Source organism: Myxococcus guangdongensis (assembly GCF_024198255.1).
GTDB classification, from domain to species: Bacteria; Myxococcota; Myxococcia; order Myxococcales; family Myxococcaceae; genus Myxococcus; species Myxococcus guangdongensis.
On sequence record NZ_JAJVKW010000016.1, the window covers coordinates 103093 to 125054 of the forward strand.

Sequence of the window (21962 nt, forward strand, 5' to 3'; positions counted from 1 at the left end):
CCCCGAGCCCCGCGCGCGGGTTGCCCTTGATCCGCCGCGGGCGTTGCGTCCAAATAGCCGGCGCACGATGCCCACCAAGAAGAAGCGTCCCAGACGCAGGTCGGAGAAGCCCCCGCCCCCACGCCGGCGCGGTCCGGCGAAGTCGAAGCCGCGCTCCAGCACCCGGCGCGCTCCCGTGATTCGTACCGGGGCTTCGTTGCAGTACAAAGTGGTCGAGCTGTCCACGGTGGACGAGGGCGCGCTGGAGCGCACCCTGAACGAGTGGACGGCGAAGGGCTGGAACCTGGACGGCGTGCAGTTCGCGATGCGCGAGTCCTCCAAGCGGCCAGCCATGGCGTTCATCCTCTTCACCCGTGAAGGTGTGGCGGAGGCGCCGGACGAGGACGCGGCGCGGGCGAAGCTCCTGCGCCTGTCCGAGTCGGGTCCGACGTCCGCGGGGAATGCGTGGACGCCGGGCGAGGGTTCCCATCCTCCGTTCCATCCCTTGAGCGCGCATGAGCGGCTGGCGCGGCTCGCGGGGTTGGACGAGCCGGAGCCCCCCGAGGAGGGTCTCACGTTGGAGCCCGAGGAGTGAGTGCACCCCGAGAGCGCGTCCTGATGGCGGCCAGCCGTGGCGGTGGCCGTGCGCTGAGGCTCGTGGTGGAGGACGCCGCGCCAGGCTCTCCGTACCCGAAGGCGTCCTTGTGGCTGCGCCTGGGCGCGCGCGTGGTGGACGTGGCGGTGGCGTGGGGCCTGTATGTCGTGTGTGGACGCGCGGGCTCCGTCGTGGCGCTGCTGTTCCTCTTGCTCGCGGACGGGATGATTCAAGGCCAGAGCGTGGGCAAGCGCATCTTCGGCGTGAAGGTGATGCACCTGCCCACGCGCTCGGCGGCGCGCCACCGTGACAGCACGCTTCGCAACGCGCCGCTGTCGCTCATCGTCCTGTTGGGGATGATGCCGGAGCCGTTGGGGCCGGTGGCCGCGGTGGCGGGGCTGGTCGTCATCGGCGGCATCGAGGCGTGGCGCGTGGTGAGGGATCCGCTCGGCTGGCGGCTCGGCGATACCTGGGCGCAGACGCAGGTGGTGGACGGGAAGGTTGTGGCGGGCGCAACCGTTGCAGCCCGCGACCCGGTGGCGCATCAGCGCGCGCCGGGCAGACTCATGTCCGCGGCGAAGATGCGCCGCGGTCGCTCGCTCAAGAAGAGAAGGGGGCTACCGTGCGCATCGCGCTGACCCACAATCTCAGGTTGTCTGATTCGGAAGAGGAAGCGGAGTTCGACACCCAGGAGACGGTCAACGCGCTGGCCGCGGCCATCGAGCGGCTGGGCCACCGGCTGGAGCGCTTCGAGGTCAGCGGTCCCGCCTCGCGCACCGTGGCGCGGCTGGAGGCGTACAGCCCCGACCTCATCTTCAACACCGCCGAGGGACGACGCGGCCGCTTCCGCGAGGCGTTCTATCCCGCGCTCTTCGACGAGCTGGGCTTCCCGTACACGGGCTCGGACGCGTACGCGCTGGCGGTGACGCTGGACAAGCAGCTCACCAAGCTCGTGTTGTCCAAGCAGGGCATCCGCACGCCGGGCTGGCAGTACGTGGAGAAGCTCAGCGAATTGACGGCGGAGAACCTGCGCTTCCCCGTCATCGTGAAGCCGAACTTCGAAGGCTCCTCCAAGGGCATCACCCAGGACTCCATCGCGGAGACGCTGGACGAGGTGCGCGCGAAGGTGTCCATCGCGCTGGAGAAGTATCCCGCCGGCGTGCTGGTGGAGGAGTACATCCCGGGCCGCGATTTGACGGTGCCGTTCCTGGCCGCGGTGGACAACGACTACGACGGCGTGCTCACGCCCGTGGAGTACGTGGTGGACCCGGCGGTGACGGCGGGTCGGCGCTACGCCATCTACGACTACGAGCTGAAGACGAAGAAGGAGAGCGCCGTCTCGGTGCTCGCGCCCGCGCGGATTCCCGCGCGCACCGCCGAGGACGTGCGGAAGATGGCGCAGAAGATCTACCAGGCGCTCGACTGCCGCGACCTGGGCCGCATCGACTTCCGCCTGAGCGACGCGGGCGTGCCGTACTTCCTGGAGATCAACGCGCTGCCCAGCCTGGAGCCGGGCGCGGGCATCTACGCCTCCGCGGAGCTGGACGGCCTGCACCTGGACGGGGTCATCAACTCCATCATCCAGAGCGCGGCCAGGCGCTACAAGATCAAGGACTCCTCCCGGCGCCAGGGCAAGCCCGCGCGCAAGACGGGCCCCTTGCGCGTCGGCTTCACGTACAACGTCAAGCGCGTCAAGCCGAGCGCCCACGGCGAGGCGGTGGAGGACAGCGAGGCCGAGTACGACTCGCCCAACACGCTGCAGGCCATCCGCGAGGCGATTGCGTCCTGGGGCCACGAGGTCATCGACCTGGAGGCCACCGCGGAGCTGCCCACGGTGCTGTCGAGCACGCCGCTCGACATCGTCTTCAACATCGCGGAGGGCTTCAAGGGCCGCAACCGCGAGAGCCAGGTGCCGGCCATGCTGGAGCTGCTGGACATCCCGTACACGGGAAGTGATCCGGCCACGCTCTCGATTGCCTTGGACAAGGCGCTGGCGAAGAAGATCGTCCGTCAGGCGGGCATCCTCACGCCCAACTTCCAGCTGATGGCCACGGGCAAGGAGCGGCTCAACAAGGAGTTCACCTCCTTCCCGCTCATCGTGAAGCCGGTGGCGGAGGGCAGCTCCAAGGGCGTCGTCACCAAGAGCGTCTGCCACAGCGAGGCGGAGCTGCGCGAGGTGGTGCGCGAAATCGCGAGCAAGTACCAGCAGCCCGCGCTCATCGAGGAGTACATCGGCGGGCGTGAGTTCACCGTGGGCCTGCTCGGCGAGCGGCGCCCGCGCGTGCTGCCGCCCATGGAGATCGTCTTCCTGGACAAGGGGGAGAAGAACCCCGTGTACAGCTTCCAGCACAAGCTGGATTGGACCGACCGCATCCGCTACGACGCGCCCGCCAAGCTGGAGCCCGCGCTGCTGGAGAAGCTGCGCACGGCGGCGCGCAGCTCGTTCATGGCGCTGGGGTGCCGCGACGTCGCGCGCATCGACTTCCGCATGGACGACAAGGGGCGCATCTACTTCATCGAGTGCAACCCGCTGCCCGGCCTCACGCCTGGGTGGAGTGACCTGGTGCTCATCGCGCAGGGCGCGGGCATGGACTACCGCGCGCTCATCGGTGAGATCATGGCTCCCGCCATCCGCCGCTACAAGGAGCGCGAGGCCCGCCGCGCCGCCAGCGAGCATCCGCATCCCGCCGCGCAGCCGGGGCTGCACAAGGGCCCCTCGTTGGACGAGCACCCGCACGCCGCGCCCGTCGTCTCGTCGGCTCCGGCCACCGCGCCGACGGCGGGGACCAGCGCTCCGACGAACGGCTCCAGCACGGCGCCCGCGTCGACGGATGGCGTGCCGCGCATCGAAGCCAAGGCCTGACGCTCAGTCTCGGGGGGCCCTCTCGAGGAGGGCCTTCCGAGCGCCTGAAGATATTACGCCCTCGGAGTGGTTGACGGTGGGTGATGGTCCGCTAGTGTGGCCGGCATGGTGCACATCCCCGAGTATTTGGGACCGCGGGTTCGCGCCCGCGAGCTGGGACTTCCGTTGGGCCGGTTCAAGCCCGGCAAGTACAACGCCATCACCGACGTGGAGGGCGTGCTCGTCGGCCACTGCACGCTCATCAAGGGCGACGGCCCGCTGAGGCCGGGGCACGGCCCGGTGCGCACGGGCGTGACGGCCATCATGCCCAACATGGGCAACATCTTCATGGAGCGGATGACGGGCGGCGGCTTCGTGCTCAACGGCGCGGGCGAGGTCTCCGGCATGACGCAGCTCATGGAGTGGGGCCTCATCGAGACGCCCATCCTGCTCACCAACACCATGGCGGTGGGCGCGGTGTCCGACGGCGTGGCCCGCCACCTGGTGGAGCGCTACCCGGGCATCGGTGACGAGCACGACGTCATCATCCCCGTCGTCGGTGAGTGCGACGACTCGTGGCTCAACGACATCTCCGGCCGGCACGTGCGCGAGGAGCACGTCTTCGAGGCCATCCGCAACGCGGCGTCCGGCCCGGTGGCCGAAGGCAACGTGGGCGGCGGCACCGGCATGGTGACGTGCGACTTCAAGGGCGGCATCGGCACGTCCTCGCGCAAGCTCCCGGAGGTCCTGGGCGGCTACACGCTGGGCGTGCTGGTGATGTCCAACTTCGGGAAGATGCACAACCTGCGCGTGGGCGGCCTGCCCATGGGCGAGGTGCTGGCGGAGAAGTTCAAGGGCGCCCCCAAGCGCGGCACCACCTACGGCTCCATCATCGCCGTGGTCGCCACCGACGCGCCGCTCTTGAGCCATCAGATCAACCGCCTGTGCAAGCGCGTGGGCCTGGGCATCGGCCGGGTGGGCAGCTACGCGGCGCACGGCTCGGGCGAAATCGTGGTGGGCTTCTCCACCGCGAACATCATCCCGCGCCGCACGCAGAAGATGGTCTACAAGCTGAAGCTCCTGTTGGACCAGCGCCTGGACCCGCTCTACGAGGCGGTGATGGAGGCCACCGAGGAGGCCATCCTCAACGCCATGTGCATGGCCACCTCCATGACGGGCGCCAACGGCAACCACTGCCCGGCGCTCCCCCTGGACGAGGTCCGGCGCTTCCTGGACGCGTTCAAGCCCATCTTCGCCTCGGTGAAGAAGCGCCCCCAGCAGAGCAGCGCCCCCGCCTCCCGGGAGAAGCCCACGGACGAGGACCGGGAGGGGGAGGTGACTGTGTCGGCCGCCCGGCCCACCCAGGTCCGGGGGGCGGAGGGCATTCCCTACCCGACGCGCCCCGCTCCCGAGGTGGACGAGGGGGCGTCCACCGCCCCGGAAACCGCCTCCGGACCCCCTCCGGAGGGTTCCTCTTCCGGGAGCCCTTCAGGTTCTGATAGTTAAGCGCCTCTTTTCACGTCTCCGTCATGGAGCACAGGAGTCAACGATGGCCCGCAGCAAGAGCAAGCACCGCCGCGTGCAGATGAAGATCAAGCAGGCCTGGAAGAAGCGGGCCAAGAAGAACAAGGCGGAGGCCAAGGCCGCCGCCGAGAAGAAGAAGTAGGCAGGTCCGCCCCGTTGGCGGCCCGTGGCGCTATTCCCGGGTCGCCGAGAACGGAGTGACGAAGCTGCACCGCTGGGGAGGTTCGACGCCCGAGCGGGAGAAGTTCCCCGTAAACGTCCCGTCGAGTCGCGCCGTGCCGCCGTCCCCCTCGGGGGACGTGTAGCGACCGGCGAGGCTCAGCGTGTCCATCCTCCCGCCGTCCTGTCCCGGGCCCGTGCCGGCCATGGAGAAGGAGCCCTCGGCGGAGATGTTCCCCAACAGTCCCACGCCCTCCAGGTTTCCGATGAGACGGTCCGCCGAGCGGGTGACGTCCAGGGGCCTGTTGCGCGGCAGGTCCACGCCCAGATTGAGGCACTCGGCGGGGACACCCGCGTCGCCGAAGGCCATGCGGTAGCGGCCCTCCATCGCCGGACAGTCGGTGCAGGGCGTGGCGGAGTCTCCGCAGCCGGGAGCGCCGAGTCCCAGGGCCGTGGCCAGTATCGCGAGGCCCGTCAGCGTGAAACGTCCAGTAGTCATGGGTGATGTCCTCATGTGGGGGATGTCGGACTTCCCGGCGGGAAGCGCGATTCCTAGGTTGGGGGCGGGCAGTGGGCTCGTCGGGCGGGGTGGGGTGGGGCGGTGGCTGATTCGCGGCGGTGGTCGAACTACGTGTTCGCGGCGCTGTTTGCGCTGGCGTTGATTCTCTTCTCCAGGATTCTGTTGCCGTTCCTGATGCCGGTGTTGCTGGGCGGCTTCCTGGTCGTCCTGTTCATGCCGGTGCAGGACTACCTGTGTCAGAAGCTGCGGGGCCGCAAGCCCTTGTGCGCCGGGTTGTCCACCCTCACGGTATTCCTCCTCATCCTCGCGCCGCTGGCCCTCGTCGGGTGGATGGTGGCGCGTGAGGTGTTCCAGTTCGTCGGTCAGGCGCAGGACCTGCTCGAGCGGGTGGACCTGCGACACCAGTTCGCCTCCAGCCTGCCCCGCGGCCTGAGCCGCTACGTCCGCTTCGACCTGGAGAGCGCGCAGACCGAGCGCTCGCTGATGGCGGCGGTGACGGGCGGCGCGGCCCTGCTCAAGGACCTGGTGGGCGCGGGCACGGAGCTGGTCATCAACATGTTCCTGATGACGGTGGCCATGTACTACTTCTTCCTCGACGGCCGCCGGCTCGTCGCGGAGGTGACGCGGCTGATTCCGTTGGACCGCCGCTACTTCGAGGCCTTCTCGCGCGAGTTCACCGACGTCGCGTACGCCATCGTCTACGGCAACACCGTCACGGCGCTCATCCAGGGCGCGGTGGGCTTCGTGGGGTTGCTCATCGCCGGGGTGCCGCACGCCGGCGTGTGGGGCGCGGCCATGGTGCTGGTGGCGCTGGTGCCGGTGGGCGGGACGGCGCTGGTGTGGGGGCCCATCGGCGTGGTGTTCATCGCCATGGGCAAGGTGAGCGAGGGCGTCTTCCTGCTCGCGTGGGGCACCTTCCTGGTGGGGACCATCGACAACGTCATCCGTCCCCGGCTGTGTGGCTCGCGCATGGCGCTGCACCCGCTGCTCGTCTTCCTGTCCATGTTCGGCGGGCTGGCGGTGTTCGGGATGATGGGGCTGCTCGTGGGGCCGCTCATCGCGTCCATCTTCATGGCGATGGTGCGCATCTACCGTCGCGACTTCCTGGGCATCGGCCGCGCGGCCTACGTGGCGGAGGCCACCGGGTCGGCCCCGGACGCCACCGACGAGGAAGGGAGCGAGCCTGAGTCGGAGGGGCGGCGCGTGTCCTCTCCCTCGGTGGTGGGAGCCCCGGCGCACCTGAACGCCTGAGGGCGGACCGCCGGGCAAGCCTGGACATCGCGTGCGGGCTGGGTGAACCTTCCAGTCCCGAATGATGAACTCCCAACACGCGATGGTTCGCTGGGGCCTGGTGCTCTTCGTGGCGGTGACGCTGGCCTCCCCGGGAGCGCTGGCGCAGGTCGTCAAGAAGAAGCGCGCGGTGCCCGCGCAGGTGGTGGCGCCCAAGCCGAAAGCGAAGGCGAAGACGGCCAAGGCGCGGGAGGCGAAGCCCAAGAAGACCGTCACGCCCAAGGAGGCCCCCAAGCAGCTCGTCGTGTTGACGGTGGAGGGAGATCGCGGCGGCAAGGTCCGGGCACAGGTCGAGTCGGCCCTGCGCCGCGCGAAGCCGGTGAAGGTGGCGTCGCTGAAGCAGTACGCCACCCTCGGCAAGAAGGAAGGCCTGAAGGGCAACGCCCTGTTCACCGACGCGCCCCTGGCCCAGGTGGCGCCGAAGATGAAGCTGGACGCGGCCGTCACGGGCACCGTGAGCGGCTCGAGCCTGACGGTGCGCGTATTGGACGCGAGCGGCGCGGTGCTGGGTGAGCAGGACGTGAAGCTGACGCGCGGCAAGCTCGCGCCCGCGGACGTGAAGCTGGCCGTGGCCGCGGTGGTCGACGCGCTGAGCGGCGCGGCGCGTCCGTTCGAGGAGCCCGTCACTCCGTCCGAGCCGCTCGCTCCCGCCGAGCCCGTGACGCCCCCGACGCCCGTCGCCGAGGCGCCTCGCACGCCTCCGCCTCCGCCCCCCACCGAGAAGCCGCTGGAGACGCCGAAGCCGCTGGAGCCCGTGGCGGAGCGTCCCGTGGAGCGCCCGAAGCCGCTGGAGCCCGCGACGCCCACGCCTCCGAAGACGCCCGACATGGTGGCCATCGGCCCCCAGCCGAAGGACGGGCCTCCGCCGATGGATGAGGAGCCGGAGTCGCACACGACGACGGACCCGTTCCTCGAGGTGGGGTTGGACACGGGCTCGGGTGGCACGGTGGGCGAGGAGCCGCTGCGTCCGCCGCTGGCCCGGCTCACGTTGGGGGGCACGACGACGTGGCGGAAGTACTGCACGCGTCCGGGCGTGAAGTCCTGCGGCGAGTTCGACCGCAAGCCCGAGGAGGAGCAGGTCGGAGATCGCTCGGATTACGAGTCGTCCGTGCCGTACCTGGGCATCTCCGCGGAGCTGGAGCTGTTGCCCTTCGCGCGGCGTCCCTCGGCGGTGCGCGGGCTGGGCGTGGTGCTGGGCTACCGGCGTGGGTACGCGTCCACCAACGTGACGCTGTTCAACGACGTGGGCCAGTCCGCGACGCGTGAAGTGGTGGCCACCGACTCGGTGCTCACCGCGCAGGCGATGTACCGCTACTTCTTCGGCTTCGGCTCGTCGCGCCAGCTCCTGGGCTACGCCGGGGTGAAGGCGGGCCTGCTCTCGCGCGCATTCGATGTCGAAGAGGACGCGGAGAGTCCCCTGTCCAGCACGCATCGCCTGTATCCCTCGGTGGGCCTGGAGGTCTCCGTGCCGCTCTTGCGTCAGGTGCGTCTGGAGGCCGCGGGGCAGCTCTTCATCAGCCCGAAGCCCGGCCAGGGTTTCAATGACGAGGGCGGCGCGCTGAACCTGGAAGTGAGTGACTACGGTACGTCGGTGTCGTCGTTCGGCTGGGAAGCGGAGCTGGGCGTCGCCGGCGAGCTGTGGGGCCCGTTCGGCTACCAGGTGCGCTTCAAGCTGTCGCACTACAAGGACACCTTCAGTGGTCCGGGCGCGCGCATCGGCTGGGACAATGGAGGCGTGGCCGAGGACACGTACTCCAGCATCCACTGGGGACTCACGGCGTCGTACTGACGCGCGGGTGTTTCATCAGGGTCGCGAGGGTGGAAGCGCTCGCGCCGCGGCCCACACGGGACGGATGGCGACGGACACCGCCGTCACCACCTCCGAGAGTTGCTCCGGACGCCCCTCCGGTTCACTGGCCCGGTAGCGCGCCCACTTCTCCAGGCTCCACGGGCTCTGTCCGAGCTCACCGGACACCAGTCGCTCCATCACGTCGAGCGAGTCTCCGCGCGAATCGAAGGCGAGCCGCAGCGCTCCGGGCAACAGCGACGGCTCCAGCGGCGCGTGACGGGTGAGCAGGTACACGTCGAAGAGGTCCTTGGGGCGGAAGCGTCCCTTGCCTCGCTCGAAGAGGCTGTGGAGCTTCCACGCGAGCAACGTCTCGGGTCGACACGCGAGCACGCGCGCGGTGGTGCCATCGTCCGTCGCGTAATCGAACCAGGCGGGCGGCGGATTCATCGGGTCGCCGAAGCCGGTGTCGATGCGCAGCAGGTGCGGGGACTCCGCGCCGGGCAGACAGGTCTCCACGTGGATGCGCACGCCGGGGAACGGTGTCTCCGCCCAGATGACCTCCGAGCGAATGGCGCCGAAGACGAAGCCGTCTGCGACGTCCACGCCCAGCAGGTCCACGAACCGGTCCACCGTGTCGCCTTCGTGGAACGGGAAGGCCGCGAGGAAGTCCAGGTCCTCCACGGAGCGGGGGACGGGGCCGCTCCACAGCCGCATCATCATCCCGCCTCGCAGGATGAAGTCGGCGGCCTGGGACGTGCGCGCGAGCCGACGGAGCGCGGCGGCGCTGGCTCGGAGCGGGAAGGGCAGCGGGCTCATGTCGAGGTCTCCAGCCAGCCCCGGTCCAGCGCGTGGTTGGAGTCGTAGACGGTGTACTCGCGCAGCCGCTGCGTCAGCGGCAGGCCCAGCTCCGCGAGGTCCTCGAGCAGCGCAGTGAAGCGCGCGTCCGCCTTCACCTTGCCCAGGCCGTGGACGCGGAGCGTGACGAAGCGCTCGGAGGCGCCGTCCTCGCGCACCTTGCGCGCATTGCGAGACAGGTGGGCACCGTGGCGCGCGCAGCGGGCCTGCAGGGTCTCCATGTCCGCGCCTTGCGCGGGGAGCAGGACCTTCACGTGGAACTCGAAGTAGTTGGATGGCTGGGCGAGCGCCGCGGCGTCGTCCTCGGGCATGTCGCGGTTCTTGCCCAGGGCTTCCAGCTTCATGCGCGTCACGTCGAAGCCGTCGCTGGCGAGCGCGCGCGCCATGTTCCTGACCTCCTCCAGCGCATGGCGGAGCGTGCCGTGGTGGTACGAGGCCGTCATGGGTTGGAAGGGCTCCGCGCCTCGGCCCAGCTCGATGAAGATGCACTTCACGGAAGACGCGTCGCAGAACGCGCGGAAGCGCAGCAGGTCCTCCTCCGAGCGGGCGGAGACGGTGAGGTGGGCCTCGTAGGCGCCACCCGGGGACGCGGGGCGCAGCAGGTCGGACAGCTCCAGGTAGGGCCGGTGGCGCATGTTGAGGAAGAACTTGTTGCGCTCCATCTCCGCGAGCGTGCGTTGGTAGCCATCCGGCCGCCACGCGTTGTCCCAGCCGAAGCCGCCGCTGCCACGGGGCTCGGTGAGCAGGGTGCCCTCGATGGCGTCCTCGAAGACGCGGACGCGGTCCGGATGCCCGTCCTCGCTGAAGGCCACGGCCACGCGCGTGCGCCCACGACGACCACCGTGCTCGGTGAGGAAGTCCTGCATCCCCCGCTCGAGCAGCTCCTTCTTGAACCGCGCGCCGGTGAAGCAGGTGCCGTCATCCAGCTCCAGGGCGGTGGTCTCCACGAAGCACGGCGTGCCGAGCACCGCGTGGGCCGCGAGCACCTTGCGCCTCGCGATGCTCGCGAGGTCCAACGGGCTGGGGCCCTGGAGCTCCGCGTCGGAGAAGCCGGGCAGGGCGAGCTTCTTCGGCGAGACGTCGAGTCCCGCCAGCAGTCGGCCGACCTCGTCGGCCTTGTAGCGGTTCCCGGTGACGAAGATGGCCCGGCTCATGGAAGCACTTCCCGCGCAGAGGGCGCTGACGGGCGCCAGTTCCAGTGGGCGGGTCGCCCGGTGTTCTCGGGCAGGAGGCTCCCGTCCACCTTGTCGCGACGGACATACTTCGTCAGCAGCTCCACCCTGACACCCTTGCCGACCTGTCGCTCCAGGCGCCACACCGCGCCCTCCACGGAGTCCTCGGCCCCATGGAAACCACCGGACGCGAGGCGCCCCATGGCCGAGTCGATGTCGAGCGGGCCCCCCTCGTGGACGAGCCCCGGCGTGACGAAGTCGCCCGCGCGGACTCGGGCGGTGAGCTGCTCCCACGGCAGGCGCTGTCCTTGCTGCATCAGGTCGAACACGACGAACGGCTCGTGCGGCAGCGCGTAGCGGGTGCCATGCGCGAGGGCGAGCCACTCGCCGACCAGCCACTCACCGGGTTGGAGCACGGCCCTGAATCGCTCGGCATGGAGGGTGACCCACTTAGCCCACAGCTGCCGGGCCTCGTTGGGGGAGTGCGCGGCGAGACGCCCCTCGCGACCGAGCGCGATGACTTCCTCTCCGAGCCTCGCGGCGGCGACACACGAGCCGTCCAGCTTCTCCAGGACGATGACGCGGTCCTTCGCGTCGCGAAGCCGCTCGGTGCAGACACGCGCCAGCGGAATGCTCAGGTGGTGGTCCGCGGGGCCGGTGCGCGAGCCGGGCAGGTGGGGAATCGAGCCGTAGGCCTTACGGCCCAGCGGGCGGAGTGAATCGTCGGGTGGTGTCACCACTCCGGAATCATGCCCTGCTCCGGTGCGCCGTGTCGGGTGCTCACTGCACGCGCCACACGGAGGGGACGGGGCGCTCGGTCTTCTTCTCGCGAGGCGGGCGCGGCAGGGGCGCGGAGGCCCACTCCGGGACGAGCTCGTCCATGAAGAACAGGTCCTCGCCCAGTCCGTCGACGCGCACCTGGATGAGCGGGTCCGCGGGGTACTGGGCCACGGGGTCGTCGTACACGAGCGCCACGACGACGCCGGTGTGGCCCAGGAAGCCGGCGCTGATGGTGCCGTCGGACGAGTGGGAGACGACCTTCACGCGCTCGCCAATCCTCACCGGCGCGCCGTCCACGTTCGTGCTCACGATGAGAGAGGGGTCGTTCATGGGGCGTAGGAGCGAGGCTTGAGGGTGCGTGAAAGGACGAGGGCCACCACACAGATGAACCCCCAGGCGAACAGGTGGTAACCGGCGACGTGGCGCCAGTCCTGCTCACAGGCCAGCTCTCCGACGAAGGCGCCCGTCGTGCCGACGGACAACCCCGCGCACAGGGCCCGCAGCGGCTGGAACGCGGCCCCCCGCAGCACCACCACCGCCACCACCAGGGGGATGATGCCCACGGCCAGATGGCTCGCGGTGCACACCCAGCCGGGCAGCGACGGAGGCGTCGTCGGCGAACCGCGCGCGAGCACGAGCGTCGCCGCGCAGGCCATGGCCAGGCCCACGGCGGCCCGCCGCAAATCCCGTCCGCGCGGAGACAGCGCGCCCCAGGCGCAAACGCCGCTCGTCATGAGCAACAGGAGCAGCAGCGGGGCTCGCGCCCACAGGGCCCCCGCGCTGACCGCGCCCACGGCGAGCATCACCACGGCGGCCATCAGCGCGAGGCCTCCAGAGGACGCCATCACCCACGTGGCCTGGGTGCGCCAGCCGCGCACGGGCTTGCGCAGCGCCAGCTCGCCCCGGGCGCTCGCGAGGGCGCGCTCGAGGGCCGCGGTGTCCGGCGGGCGGGGCTCCTCCTGGAGGAGGGCGTCGATGTCCATGGGCGTCTTCATCGCGCCTCTCCCAGCCCTCCGAGCAGCTCCCGGAGCTTCTCGTATCCCCGATGCGCCCGGAGTCGCGCGGCCCCCGCGCTGATGCCCCGAAGCGCCGCGATCTCGTCGAACGACCAGCCCTCCACCTTGCTCAGCACCACCGCCTCGCGGTGGTCGGGAGGAAGCTGTTGTAACGCGTCCAGCAGGTGGCGGCGCAGGGACGGGTCCCCGGAGGGTGGGGGGGCGGATGTAGGGGCGCCTGTGCCCTCGCCGGAGGAGTAGGCGTCCACGTGTTGACGGTGGCGCAGCGCATCGCGCGCGGCGTTGGCGGCGATGGTCATCAACCAGGGGGAGAAGCGGGTGCCGCGCTCATAGCGGCCCCGGGCCCGGACGACGGACAGGAAGGTGGTCTGCAAGAGGTCCTCGGCGAGCGGTCCGTCGCGCACCATCCGCGTCAGGAAGCCCTGCACCCGCCCCGAATGACGGGCGAAGAGGGCCTCGAAGGCGTCTTGTGCACCAGCGCAGAACCGTTCCATGAGCTCTTCGTCCGAGGGACTCCCCATCACCCGGCTCATGGACGGCCCACCCTGAAATGTGTTTCCGGCGTCCCCCCAGCCCCTCGGCGCGCCCGTGTCGGGCACCCGATGCCGCGACGCCCCACGAGGCAATCCGCCACGCCGCCAGGGCCTATCCGGGCATCAGCACCAGGCGGGCAATCTCGGGTGGGGCTCCCACGCGCATCGGCGGGCCCACGAAGCCGCAGCCCCGGCTGACGTAGATCTGCGAGTCGCCCGTGCGGCTGAGCCCCGCGTTGCGCTCCCCCCAGATGAGGTCTCCCACCACGTTGCCCGGGAACATCTGGCCGCCGTGGGTGTGGCCGGAGACCTGGAGCCCCACGCCGCGTCGGGCCACCTCGTCGAAGTTGGAGGGCTGGTGCGCCAGCAATACGGAGGCCTGGTCCGGGCTCACCTCGCGCAGCGCCGCGTCCAGGTCGTACCCGGGCAGACCCATCCGGTCCGCGCTCCAGTCGTCCACGCCCGCGAGCATGAACGATGCGCTCGCGTCGCCGATGGACACGGCGCGATTGCGCAACACGTTGATGCCCAGACGCTCCAGGTAGGCGACCCATGACGATGCGCCCGAATAGTAGTCATGGTTTCCGGTGACGAAGTACACCCCATGTCGCGCGCGCAGGGCGCCGAAGCCGGCCACGTAGGCCCCCAGGTCCGCCACGGTGCCGTCGACCAGGTCCCCGGTGATGGCGATGACATCCGGCTTCAGCGCGTTGGTGCGCGCCACCAGCTCGTCCACGAAGTGGCGCTGGAGCACGTCCCCCACGTGGATGTCGGTGAGCTGCACCAGCGTGAACCCGTCCAGCGCCCGAGGCAGCCGGGGCAGTCTCACCGGGATGTCGCGCACGTCCGGAGGATGGAAGGCCCGCCACGCGCCGAACGACGTCGTCGCCACGCCCGCCAGTCCCGCGCCCACGGCCAGGCCACCGGTGATGACGGCGCGGCGCTCGGGAGAGGGCGGACCCGAGGGTGGCTCGGCGGGCGGTGAGGCACGGCGCGCGAGCCTGCGCCTGCCTCGCTCGAGCAGCTCCACCCCCAGCGTGTAGAAGAGCAGGTACATCACCAGCCCCATCCACGCGAGCAGGCCGATGCCCACCGCGCGGGTCAGGTCCGAGGGGAACAGGCTCCCCAGGAAGCGGAAGCCCACCGCGCCGAGGAAGCCGAGCGTGAAGAGCACCTGCGCCGCGCGGCGCAGCCCCTGGCGCGCGGTGAGGTCTCTCACCAGCCGGCGGTAGAGGTAGACATGGGCGCTCGCCATCAGCGCGAGCACGGGGACGAAGAACAGGAGGAGGCTGAGCCAGCGGGGCATCGCGCTCCTGAATAGCGGAAGCCCTCGGTCGGTGCCCGTGCATTTCGCCAGCGGTCCCTCCAACGGCCCGAGACGCCCCTGGCGGCAGGCAGGCGGTCGCACTTCTGCTTTCGCGGAAGGACGCGTCGGGGCAGGCTTGGGGCCGTTCATCGCGGGCCCGGGGCCCGCGCTCCTTTTCGAGGACCTCCATGCTTCGTCGCTCCGTGCTGCTCTGTGCCCTGGTGCTCCCCCTGATGGGGTGTGGAGATGACCCCAAGGAGCCCACGCCGCCGGTGGGCAACCCGGACGATGGTGATCCGACGAAGGTGACGTACGCGGAGAGCCTGAACGTGGACCTGGCGGCGATGACGCGGCTGGACAGTGGCCTCTTCCTCCAGGACCAGGAGGTGGGCGCGGGCCCCGAGGCCGTCGCGGGCCGGCGGGTCCAGGTGCACTACACGGGCTGGCTGCCGGACGGCACGCGCTTCACGACCTCCGAGGGCGGGCCCGCGCTGGCCTTCGACCTGGGGGCGGGGTACGTCATCAAGGGGTGGGATCAGGGCATCGTGGGCATGCGCGTGGGGGGAAGGCGCCGCCTCATCCTCCCGTATGACCTGGCCTACGGCGCGGAGGGGAACCCGCCGAGGATTCCGCCCTACTCGGTGCTCATCTTCGACACGGAGCTCGTCTCGGTCCGCTGAAGGCCGCGTCTCGTCCTCGCGTCCACTTGACGGGCGCCCCGGAAGCTCCTCGGTGAAACAAGGGGTGATATAGCCACCCCACGTCTGCCGGGGAGTCGGGCCGTCCGAAAGGAGTCCCGACTTTGGGGGTTTCATCCTCCGGCGAGGGGGACGCAATGTCGGGGACCGAGTCGGAAGTGGTCGAGGGGAATGGGGAGAAGGCCGGGGCGGAAGGAACGCTCCAGGCGCTGCAGGCCCTGATGGGGCTGGAGTCCGCCGCGACGGCCGCCCGGCTCTACGAAGAGCTGAGCGCGGCCCAGCGCGAGCGACTGCTGCGGGATGCGGCGCTGGCCCCCGCGCGCGAGCGCCAGCAACTGTCGGAGGTCCTGTCGTGGGCGCGTGACTTCGCGGGCGCCGCGCGGCTCCTGCAGGGCTGCGGCGCGGACTCGCGGATGGCGTCGCTCTATGTCCAGGGCGGCCAGTACGTGGACGCGGCGGAGGCCTTCCTGCGCGCGGGCGATGCGGAGCGGGCGGCCGCGGCCTTCGAGCGGGGTGGCGCGCTGGAGCGGGCCCTGGAGGTTTACCGGGGGCTCGGCTCGCGCGAGCAGGTGGCGCACTGTCTGGTCCGCCTGGGACGTCCGCACGAGGGCGCGCTGCTGTACCGCGAGCTGGGACAGCCCCACGCGGAGGTGGAGGCGCTGGGGTGCGTGCCGGCGGGAGACGCGCGTCACACCGAGTCGGTGTTGCGCATGTGCATGCTGCTGGACGCGGAGGGCTTCACGCGCCGGGCGCTGGCGCTGCTCGCGGACACTCTGCGCGGCTCGGAGACGGCGCGCGGAGATCCGGCCCTGGCCGCGGAGAAGGCGCGGCTGCTTCGCCGCATGGGCATGGACGCGGAAGCCGAGGCCGTCATCGCCCGGCTCCCCGCGCAGAGCTCCTCGCCGGAGGCCAACGGGTACAACTACCTCAAGGCCATCCCCATCTTCGGCGAGCTGTCGCTGGTGGACATGAAGGACCTCTATCGCGTGGCGCGCCAGGTCCTCATCCCCGCGGGCGCCGTCATGTTGGAGAAGGGCGCCGCGGGCGTGGGCCTCTTCGTGCTGCTGGAGGGCACCGTGGACGTCTACACCGGCACGGAGGACGACGCGCGCCGGCTCAACACCCTGGGGCCCGGGGCCTACCTGGGAGAGATTTCCCTGGTGCAGGACGCGCCCGTGTCGGCGCGGGTGAAGGCTCGCACGTCGGTGCGCGCGCTGCGCATCACCCGCGCGGGCTTCCAGCACTACCTGGACACGCACGAGGGCGCCGCGCTGCGCATCTTCCGGCTCTTCACGCAGAACCTCGCCGCGCGGGTGCGGGCCCTCAGCACCTGACGGCGCCCGGGCGACGGCTGCCGATGCCTTGCTCCCCAGGACGTTGCGCGTGCCCGCCCGGACGCGCGTGCCTGGGGGCGCATTGACAATCACAGTCGTCTGCTTTATCTCAATCCCATCATGAGGCCCGTCTCCTTCACAGCCCTGCTGATGCGCGTCCCCGCGCCGGCGGCGGACGTGTGCCTTTCCCCCCGTCACGAGGTTCTGCTCGACATTTGAGCAGGCGGGCCGGAGTCCTTCCGGCGCGCGGGTCGCTGGTTCCCGTGTGTCGTGAAGTCCGGTTCCGCCCTGGCTCGATGAGGGCCGTCGTGTGCCTTCGTTCCATGCGTCCCTGAGCGGGCATTCTCGCCCCTCCGGCGCGTCGCGCGTGGACTGGCATCACGGCGGCACCGCGTCCGTCGTCCCTCTCCAACCGGCTCTCACTTCATCGCCACCCGCGGGCCTCGCTGCCCGACGGGAACGGGAGTCTTTATGCCTCGCAGCACTCGCATCGAGCGGTATCGCAACATCGGCATCATGGCGCACATCGACGCGGGCAAGACGACGCTCACCGAGCGCGTCCTGTTCTTCACCGGTCGCATCCACTCCACGGGCGAGGTGCATGACGGCTCCACGGAGATGGACTGGCTGCCGCAGGAGAAGCAGCGCGGCATCACCATCACCTCCGCGGCCACCACCGCGTTCTGGTCTCCTCGCACGGGGCCCTCTGCGGGCATGCCCCATCGCATCAACATCCTGGACACGCCGGGACACGTGGACTTCACCATCGAGGTGGAGCGCTCCCTGCGCGTGCTGGATGGCGCGGTGGCCGTGTTCGACGCGAGCCAGGGCGTGGAGCCCCAGTCGGAGGCCGTGTGGCGTCAGGCGGACCGCTACGGCGTCCCGCGCATCGCGTTCATCAACAAGATGGACAAGGTGGGCGCGGACTTCGTCATGAGCCTGGAGTCCATCCGGGAGCGGCTGGGGGCTCGCCCGGTGGCGGTGCAGTGGCCGCTGATGAGCGCGGACTCGGAGTTCCAGGGACTGGTGGACCTGGTCCGGATGAAGACGGTCCTCTTCGACGGCGACGGCGGCGAGTACCGCGACGGCCTGCCCATTCCCGAGGAGGCGCGCGCGGAGGTGGAGCGGTGGCGGCTGCGGCTCATCGAGGCGGCGGCGGACCTGGACGACGCGGTGATGGAGAAGTTCGTGGACGGACGTCTGGACGAGATTGGCGAGGCGGAGCTCGTGCGTGCGTTGCGCGCGGGGACGCTGTCACGCGCGCTGGTGCCGGTGCTCGCCGGGGCGGCGTTCAAGAAGAAGGGAGTGCAGATGCTGTTGGACGCCGTCGTCGACTACCTGCCCGCGCCGTCGGACCTGCCGGCGGTGGAAGGCTCCGTGTACGGCACGGAGCAGCGGACCACGCGCGAGCCCACGGACGACAGTCCTCCGGCCGCGCTGGCCTTCAAGATGATGAGCGACAAGAACGTGGGGAACATCGTCTTCCTGCGCGTGTACTCGGGCACGCTGCGCGCGGGCACCGTGCTGCTCAACTCCGCCACCGGCAAGCGGGAGCGGGTGGGCCGACTGATGTTCATGCATGCCAATCGCCGGGAGGAGGTGGAGGAGGTCCATGCTGGAGACATCGCCGCGGCGCTCGGCCTGAAGAGCGTGCGTACGGGAGACACGCTGAGCGACGTGGAGGCCCCCGTGGTGCTCGAGTCGCTCGGCTTCCCGGAGCCCGTGGTGCACCTGGCCGTGGAGGCGAAGTCCCCGGCGGAGCTGCCGAAGCTGGAAGAGGGCCTGCAGCGTCTGGCGGCGGAGGACCCGTCGCTGCGCGTGGGCGTGGACCCGGAGAGCGGCCAGGTGCTGCTGTCCGGAATGGGTGAGCTTCACCTGGAGGTCGTCGTGGACCGATTGAGGACGGAGTACGGCGTGGAGGCGCGCGTGGGACAGCCCAAGGTGGCCTACCGCGACACGCTCCAGCGCGCGGTGCGCCAGGAGTACCGCCACGTCCGTCAATCGGGCGGGCCCGGGCAGTATGCGTACGTGGTGCTGGACGTGGCTCCGGCGGCGCGGGGCGCGGGGCTCGTCTTCGTGGACGACACCAAGGGTGGCTCCATCCCGAGGGAGCTGGTGCCGGCCATCCAGAAGGGCGTGGCGGGGGCCATGGAGAAGGGCGTGCGTGAAGGCGTGGCGCTCGTGGACGTGGAGGTCCGGTTGGTGGATGGAGACACGCACGTGCGCGACTCCACGCCCCAGGCGTTCGCCACGGCCGGCTCCCTGGCGCTGCGGGAGGCGGTGCGGGCCGCGGGCGTGCGGGTGCTCGAACCCGTGATGTCGGTGGAGGTGACGACGCCCGAGGAGTACCTGGGCGACGTGCTGGGTGACCTCGCCGCGCGGCGGGGCAGGGTGTTGGGGATGGAGGACCGTGGCAACGCGCGAGTCGTCTCGGCGCGCGTGCCCATGGCCAGCCTCTTCGGCTACGTGACGAGTCTGCGTGGCCGTACGCAGGGCAGGGCCCAGGCGAGCATGCGCCTGGGTGAGTACGAGCCGTTGCCGGAGGCGCTCCAGCCGTCCCTGGCCGTGACTCACGCTTGATGGAAGAGGCCCTGGGCTCGTATCGGCCTGGGGCCTCGTTGTTTCAGCCGTGAGCGATTTCGCTTGCTTGGACGAAGGTTCGACGCGCCGAGAGTCCTCGTCAGACAGGGGACCCTGCGAGCGTCCGGGCGTCGCCGAGGGGAGTGGCGCAAAACGTACACCCCGCCGTTGATTCCGCGGGACTTTGGCCCGGGGAGCGGGCAGGGTCTCGCGCCAAGACGCCGGAATGGGTGGGTCAGCCTCCCTGTTCCCGGACGTTCCCCGAGTGGTCCGGACCCAGTGAGGTCCGGCCGCGCACCGCCAGGCGCCTCCGGCATGGGTCGGAAGAGCGCGCTGCGCGGGCTTGCTCGCCACCGTAAGGCGGTGAGCTCACTGTTTCCCAGGAAGACATGACTTTCGACGAATTGCAGCTTCACGACACCCTCCTGCGCGCGGTCAAGGCGGAGGGCTACACCACCCCCACGCCCATCCAGGCGAAGGCGATTCCCCACGCGTTGTTGGGCAAGGACGTCCTCGGCGTGGCGCAGACGGGCACGGGGAAGACGGCGGCGTTCGCGCTGCCCATCCTCCAGCGCCTGTCCGCGAAGGCGCCCGCGGGCGGCCACCGCCCGATTCGATGCCTGGTGCTCACCCCGACGCGCGAGCTCGCCGGCCAGGTGGGCGAGAGCTTCATGACGTACGGCAAGAACCTGCCGTTGAAGCACGCGGTGATCTTCGGCGGCGTGGGACAGGCGGCGCAGGTGCAGGCGCTCCAGCGCGGCTTGGACGTGCTGGTGGCGACGCCGGGCCGCCTGTTGGACCTGATGGATCAGGGCTACGTGTCCCTGCGCTCGCTCGAGGTGTTCGTGCTCGACGAGGCGGACCGCATGCTGGACATGGGGTTCATCCACGACGTGCGCAAGGTCATCAAGGCGCTGCCGGCGAAGCGTCAGACGCTGTTCTTCAGCGCGACGATGCCGCCGGAAATCGTGGACCTGTCGCGCAACCTGCTGACGGACCCCGTGCGCGTGGAGGTGACGCCGGTCTCCAGCACCGCGGAGACGGTGGCGCAGCAGGTGTACTTCGTGGAGCGCGAGCAGAAGCGCGGTCTGCTGACGCACCTGCTGAAGGACGGAAAGATTTCGCGGGCGCTGGTCTTCACGCGCACCAAGCATGGCGCGAACCGCGTGGCCAAGCAGCTCGAGGGCTCGGGCGTGACGGCCGCGGCGATTCACGGCAACAAGAGCCAGAACGCGCGTGAGCGCGCGCTGGACGAGTTCCGCTCCGGGACGCTGCGGGTGCTGGTGGCCACGGACATCGCGGCGCGCGGCATCGACATCGACGGGCTGAGCTTCGTCATCAACTACGACCTGCCGAACGTGCCGGAGCAGTACGTGCACCGCATCGGCCGCACGGGCCGGGCGGGTGCGACGGGCACCGCGGTGTCCTTCTGCGACGGTGAGGAGCGCGCGTACCTGCGCGACATCGAGCGGACCATCCGGCGCAGCGTGCCGGTGGTGGAGGACCACCCGTACCGCTCGGGCATGGCGCCGCCGCGTCCCGGGGCCTCGGCCACGGTGGATGCGCCGGTGTCTCGCGGTCCGAATCCTGGCGCCCAGGCGCGAGGCGGGCAGGGCGGCGGTGGTGGTGGTGGCCGGGGTGGCAACGCTCTCGGTGGTGCCTCGCGTCGTCGGCGGGGTGGCCGGGGTGGTGGCGGTGGCCAGGGGCGGTCCGAGGGTGGCAATCGCTCGGCGCGTCCGGGGGGGGCGGGCCCGAGTCGTGGCAATGCGCAGGCGCCGCGCGGTCCGGGTGGTTCCTCGCCCCGGCCCGCGGCCTCCGCCGGGCCGTCGAAGCCCGCTGATGCGCCTCCCTCGCGTCGCGAAGCGCCGAAGTGGCTGTGAGGTAGTGGCTTGGTGGCACCCGTGACTTCTTCCTGAGAGTCGACGGGTGCTGCGTGGAAGGTCGCCTTCAGCTCCATGCTGGAGGCCCTTCTCGTGTGGCGGTGCGAGCAGTCACATCCCCGTCGCTGCCTCCTCGGTTCGGACTATTCGAGGTGGGCCGTCATCGCGCCGAGGTGAACGGGCTCGATTCGTTCGACCGCGAAGTCGCGGACGAACTCGAGTCGGCCCCACAGCAGGTCATGCCCCTTCATCCATCGGACAGCGCCCACCCGTCTCGCGAAGCGCTGTTGTTCCTCTTTCGTGGCGCGACGAGGCGGCCCGAGGACGCGGCCGACGAGGCGCATGGCGGGCGCCCGCGCGAAGTGGCCCCTGAACAGCGAGCGGAGCCAGAACCCCCTCCCGCTGTCCACGGCGAGGATGCTCACCCGTGAGTCACGTGAGAGGTTCGCCGAGAGCCGTCGTGTGAAGACCTCGAAGAAGACCCCACGTCCAGGCTCGCCCAGCAGCACGGAGCCGATGGGCGTGACATGGGGCGCTCCGTCCGCATCGACGGTGGCGATGGAGAAGTGGAGCGAGCTGGCGAAGGCTCGCGAGAACAACTGACGCGTCCGCGCCCACTGCGCCTCAAGCTCCCGGGGCAGGGTGGTGCCGCGGTCAGCGAGTGCCAGGGCGCTCATGACTCCTTGCTGCTCCCCATCACGACGATGGTGCCCTGTGCCACGGCGACCAGGGTCTCCCCCTTGTCATCCACCGCGAAGATCTCGCACTGGCACACCGACTGTCGTCGTCCCGTGTGCACCGCGCGAGCCCTCGCGACGAGTTGGTGCCCGAGCGCCGGCCGCACGTAGTTGATCTTGAACTCCGACGTGATGATCGGCACGTCGAGCATCGCCGTGCCACCCGCGAACGTGAGCGCGTTGTCGGCCAGGTAGCTCAGGACGCCGCCGTGCGCGAAGCCGTACTGCTGGAGCAGCTCCGGGCGCATGGGCAGCTCGAGCTCGACCTCGCCCTTCGTCAATCGCGTCAGCCGGGTCCCCATCATGTTGCTGAAGCCCTGCTTCGCGAGGAGCTGCTGCCCAATCTCCATGAGTGAGTCCACGGTGCCCTCCC

At 70.3% G+C, this 21962-nt stretch carries 21 protein-coding genes; 11 read left to right on the forward strand and 10 right to left on the reverse strand.

What is annotated here, in order from left to right; translation table 11 throughout:
- Positions 1–67: 67 nt before the first annotated feature.
- The 5 genes from LXT21_RS36830 to LXT21_RS36850 all read left to right on the forward strand — a co-directional run bounded on the left by LXT21_RS36830 (position 68) and on the right by LXT21_RS36850 (position 5082).
- A complete protein-coding gene (locus LXT21_RS36830) occupies positions 68–574 on the forward strand; it encodes a hypothetical protein (RefSeq protein WP_254042914.1) in 507 nt (168 codons plus the stop codon).
- Positions 571–1212 carry an RDD family protein gene (locus LXT21_RS36835; RefSeq protein WP_254042915.1) on the forward strand — a complete coding sequence of 214 codons (642 nt, stop codon included), beginning with the start codon at positions 571–573 and terminating at the stop codon, positions 1210–1212. Before LXT21_RS36830 ends, LXT21_RS36835 begins: the two co-directional genes overlap by 4 nt.
- Positions 1197–3437 carry a D-alanine--D-alanine ligase family protein gene (locus tag LXT21_RS36840; RefSeq protein ID WP_254042916.1) on the forward strand — a complete coding sequence of 747 codons (2241 nt, stop codon included), beginning with the start codon at positions 1197–1199 and terminating at the stop codon, positions 3435–3437. Before LXT21_RS36835 ends, LXT21_RS36840 begins: the two co-directional genes overlap by 16 nt.
- 105 nt (positions 3438–3542) lie before the next feature.
- On the forward strand, positions 3543–4922 hold the full coding sequence (locus LXT21_RS36845; RefSeq protein WP_254042917.1) for a DmpA family aminopeptidase: 1380 nt from the start codon (positions 3543–3545) through the stop codon (positions 4920–4922).
- A 43-nt stretch (positions 4923–4965) separates the two neighbouring features.
- Positions 4966–5082: a hypothetical protein gene (locus LXT21_RS36850; protein WP_046713536.1), complete on the forward strand. Its 117-nt coding sequence runs from the start codon at positions 4966–4968 to the stop codon at positions 5080–5082.
- 30 nt (positions 5083–5112) lie between these two features.
- Here LXT21_RS36850 and LXT21_RS36855 read toward each other — a convergent pair whose 3' ends face one another.
- Positions 5113–5598: a hypothetical protein gene (locus LXT21_RS36855; RefSeq protein WP_254042918.1), complete on the reverse strand. Its 486-nt coding sequence runs from the start codon at positions 5596–5598 to the stop codon at positions 5113–5115.
- 102 nt (positions 5599–5700) lie between these two features.
- Here LXT21_RS36855 and LXT21_RS36860 point away from each other — a divergent pair, with 102 nt between their 5' ends.
- Together LXT21_RS36860 and LXT21_RS36865 are read left to right on the forward strand one after the other, a co-directional pair.
- Positions 5701–6870, forward strand: coding sequence for an AI-2E family transporter (locus LXT21_RS36860; RefSeq protein ID WP_254042919.1), 1170 nt, complete (start codon positions 5701–5703; stop codon positions 6868–6870).
- A 61-nt stretch (positions 6871–6931) separates the two neighbouring features.
- Positions 6932–8698: a hypothetical protein gene (locus LXT21_RS36865; RefSeq protein WP_254042920.1), complete on the forward strand. Its 1767-nt coding sequence runs from the start codon at positions 6932–6934 to the stop codon at positions 8696–8698.
- Between the two features lie 15 nt (positions 8699–8713).
- Here the strand turns inward: LXT21_RS36865 and LXT21_RS36870 are convergent, their stop codons facing one another.
- From LXT21_RS36870 to LXT21_RS36900, 7 genes are all read right to left on the reverse strand, one after another.
- Positions 8714–9514 carry a nucleotidyl transferase AbiEii/AbiGii toxin family protein gene (locus tag LXT21_RS36870; RefSeq protein ID WP_254042921.1) on the reverse strand — a complete coding sequence of 267 codons (801 nt, stop codon included), beginning with the start codon at positions 9512–9514 and terminating at the stop codon, positions 8714–8716.
- A complete protein-coding gene (locus tag LXT21_RS36875; RefSeq protein WP_254042922.1) occupies positions 9511–10707 on the reverse strand; it encodes a non-canonical purine NTP pyrophosphatase in 1197 nt (398 codons plus the stop codon). The genes LXT21_RS36870 and LXT21_RS36875 overlap by 4 nt, the downstream gene beginning before the upstream one ends.
- A complete protein-coding gene (locus LXT21_RS36880) occupies positions 10704–11465 on the reverse strand; it encodes an RNA ligase family protein (RefSeq protein WP_254042923.1) in 762 nt (253 codons plus the stop codon). Before LXT21_RS36880 ends, LXT21_RS36875 begins: the two co-directional genes overlap by 4 nt.
- Before the next feature lie 40 nt (positions 11466–11505).
- The gene (locus LXT21_RS36885) at positions 11506–11835 is read right to left on the reverse strand and encodes a Carotenogenesis protein CarS (RefSeq protein ID WP_254042924.1); all 330 of its coding nucleotides are present in this window, start codon (positions 11833–11835) and stop codon (positions 11506–11508) included.
- On the reverse strand, positions 11832–12500 hold the full coding sequence (locus LXT21_RS36890; RefSeq protein ID WP_254042925.1) for a DUF1109 domain-containing protein: 669 nt from the start codon (positions 12498–12500) through the stop codon (positions 11832–11834). Before LXT21_RS36890 ends, LXT21_RS36885 begins: the two co-directional genes overlap by 4 nt.
- Positions 12497–13042, reverse strand: coding sequence for an RNA polymerase sigma factor (locus LXT21_RS36895; RefSeq protein ID WP_254043003.1), 546 nt, complete (start codon positions 13040–13042; stop codon positions 12497–12499). Before LXT21_RS36895 ends, LXT21_RS36890 begins: the two co-directional genes overlap by 4 nt.
- Before the next feature lie 124 nt (positions 13043–13166).
- Complete coding sequence (locus LXT21_RS36900; RefSeq protein ID WP_254042926.1) at positions 13167–14360, reverse strand: metallophosphoesterase; 1194 nt, start codon at positions 14358–14360, stop codon at positions 13167–13169.
- Between the two features lie 188 nt (positions 14361–14548).
- Between LXT21_RS36900 and LXT21_RS36905 the strand changes: the two genes are divergently transcribed.
- The 4 genes from LXT21_RS36905 to LXT21_RS36920 all read left to right on the forward strand — a co-directional run bounded on the left by LXT21_RS36905 (position 14549) and on the right by LXT21_RS36920 (position 20852).
- Positions 14549–15040 (forward strand): FKBP-type peptidyl-prolyl cis-trans isomerase, encoded by a 492-nt coding sequence (locus LXT21_RS36905; protein WP_254042927.1) that lies wholly within the window; start codon positions 14549–14551, stop codon positions 15038–15040.
- Positions 15041–15195: 155 nt separating this feature from the next.
- A complete protein-coding gene (locus tag LXT21_RS36910; protein ID WP_254042928.1) occupies positions 15196–16392 on the forward strand; it encodes a cyclic nucleotide-binding domain-containing protein in 1197 nt (398 codons plus the stop codon).
- 471 nt (positions 16393–16863) lie between these two features.
- Positions 16864–18972 carry an elongation factor G gene (fusA, locus tag LXT21_RS36915; protein WP_254042929.1) on the forward strand — a complete coding sequence of 703 codons (2109 nt, stop codon included), beginning with the start codon at positions 16864–16866 and terminating at the stop codon, positions 18970–18972.
- A gap of 389 nt (positions 18973–19361) precedes the next feature.
- Positions 19362–20852 (forward strand): DEAD/DEAH box helicase, encoded by a 1491-nt coding sequence (locus LXT21_RS36920; protein WP_254042930.1) that lies wholly within the window; start codon positions 19362–19364, stop codon positions 20850–20852.
- Positions 20853–20995: 143 nt separating this feature from the next.
- Here LXT21_RS36920 and LXT21_RS36925 read toward each other — a convergent pair whose 3' ends face one another.
- Both LXT21_RS36925 and LXT21_RS36930 read right to left on the reverse strand, forming a co-directional pair.
- On the reverse strand, positions 20996–21529 hold the full coding sequence (locus tag LXT21_RS36925; RefSeq protein WP_254042931.1) for a pyridoxamine 5'-phosphate oxidase family protein: 534 nt from the start codon (positions 21527–21529) through the stop codon (positions 20996–20998).
- Positions 21526–21951 (reverse strand): PaaI family thioesterase, encoded by a 426-nt coding sequence (locus LXT21_RS36930; protein WP_254042932.1) that lies wholly within the window; start codon positions 21949–21951, stop codon positions 21526–21528. Before LXT21_RS36930 ends, LXT21_RS36925 begins: the two co-directional genes overlap by 4 nt.
- Between the last annotated feature and the right edge of the window lie 11 nt (positions 21952–21962).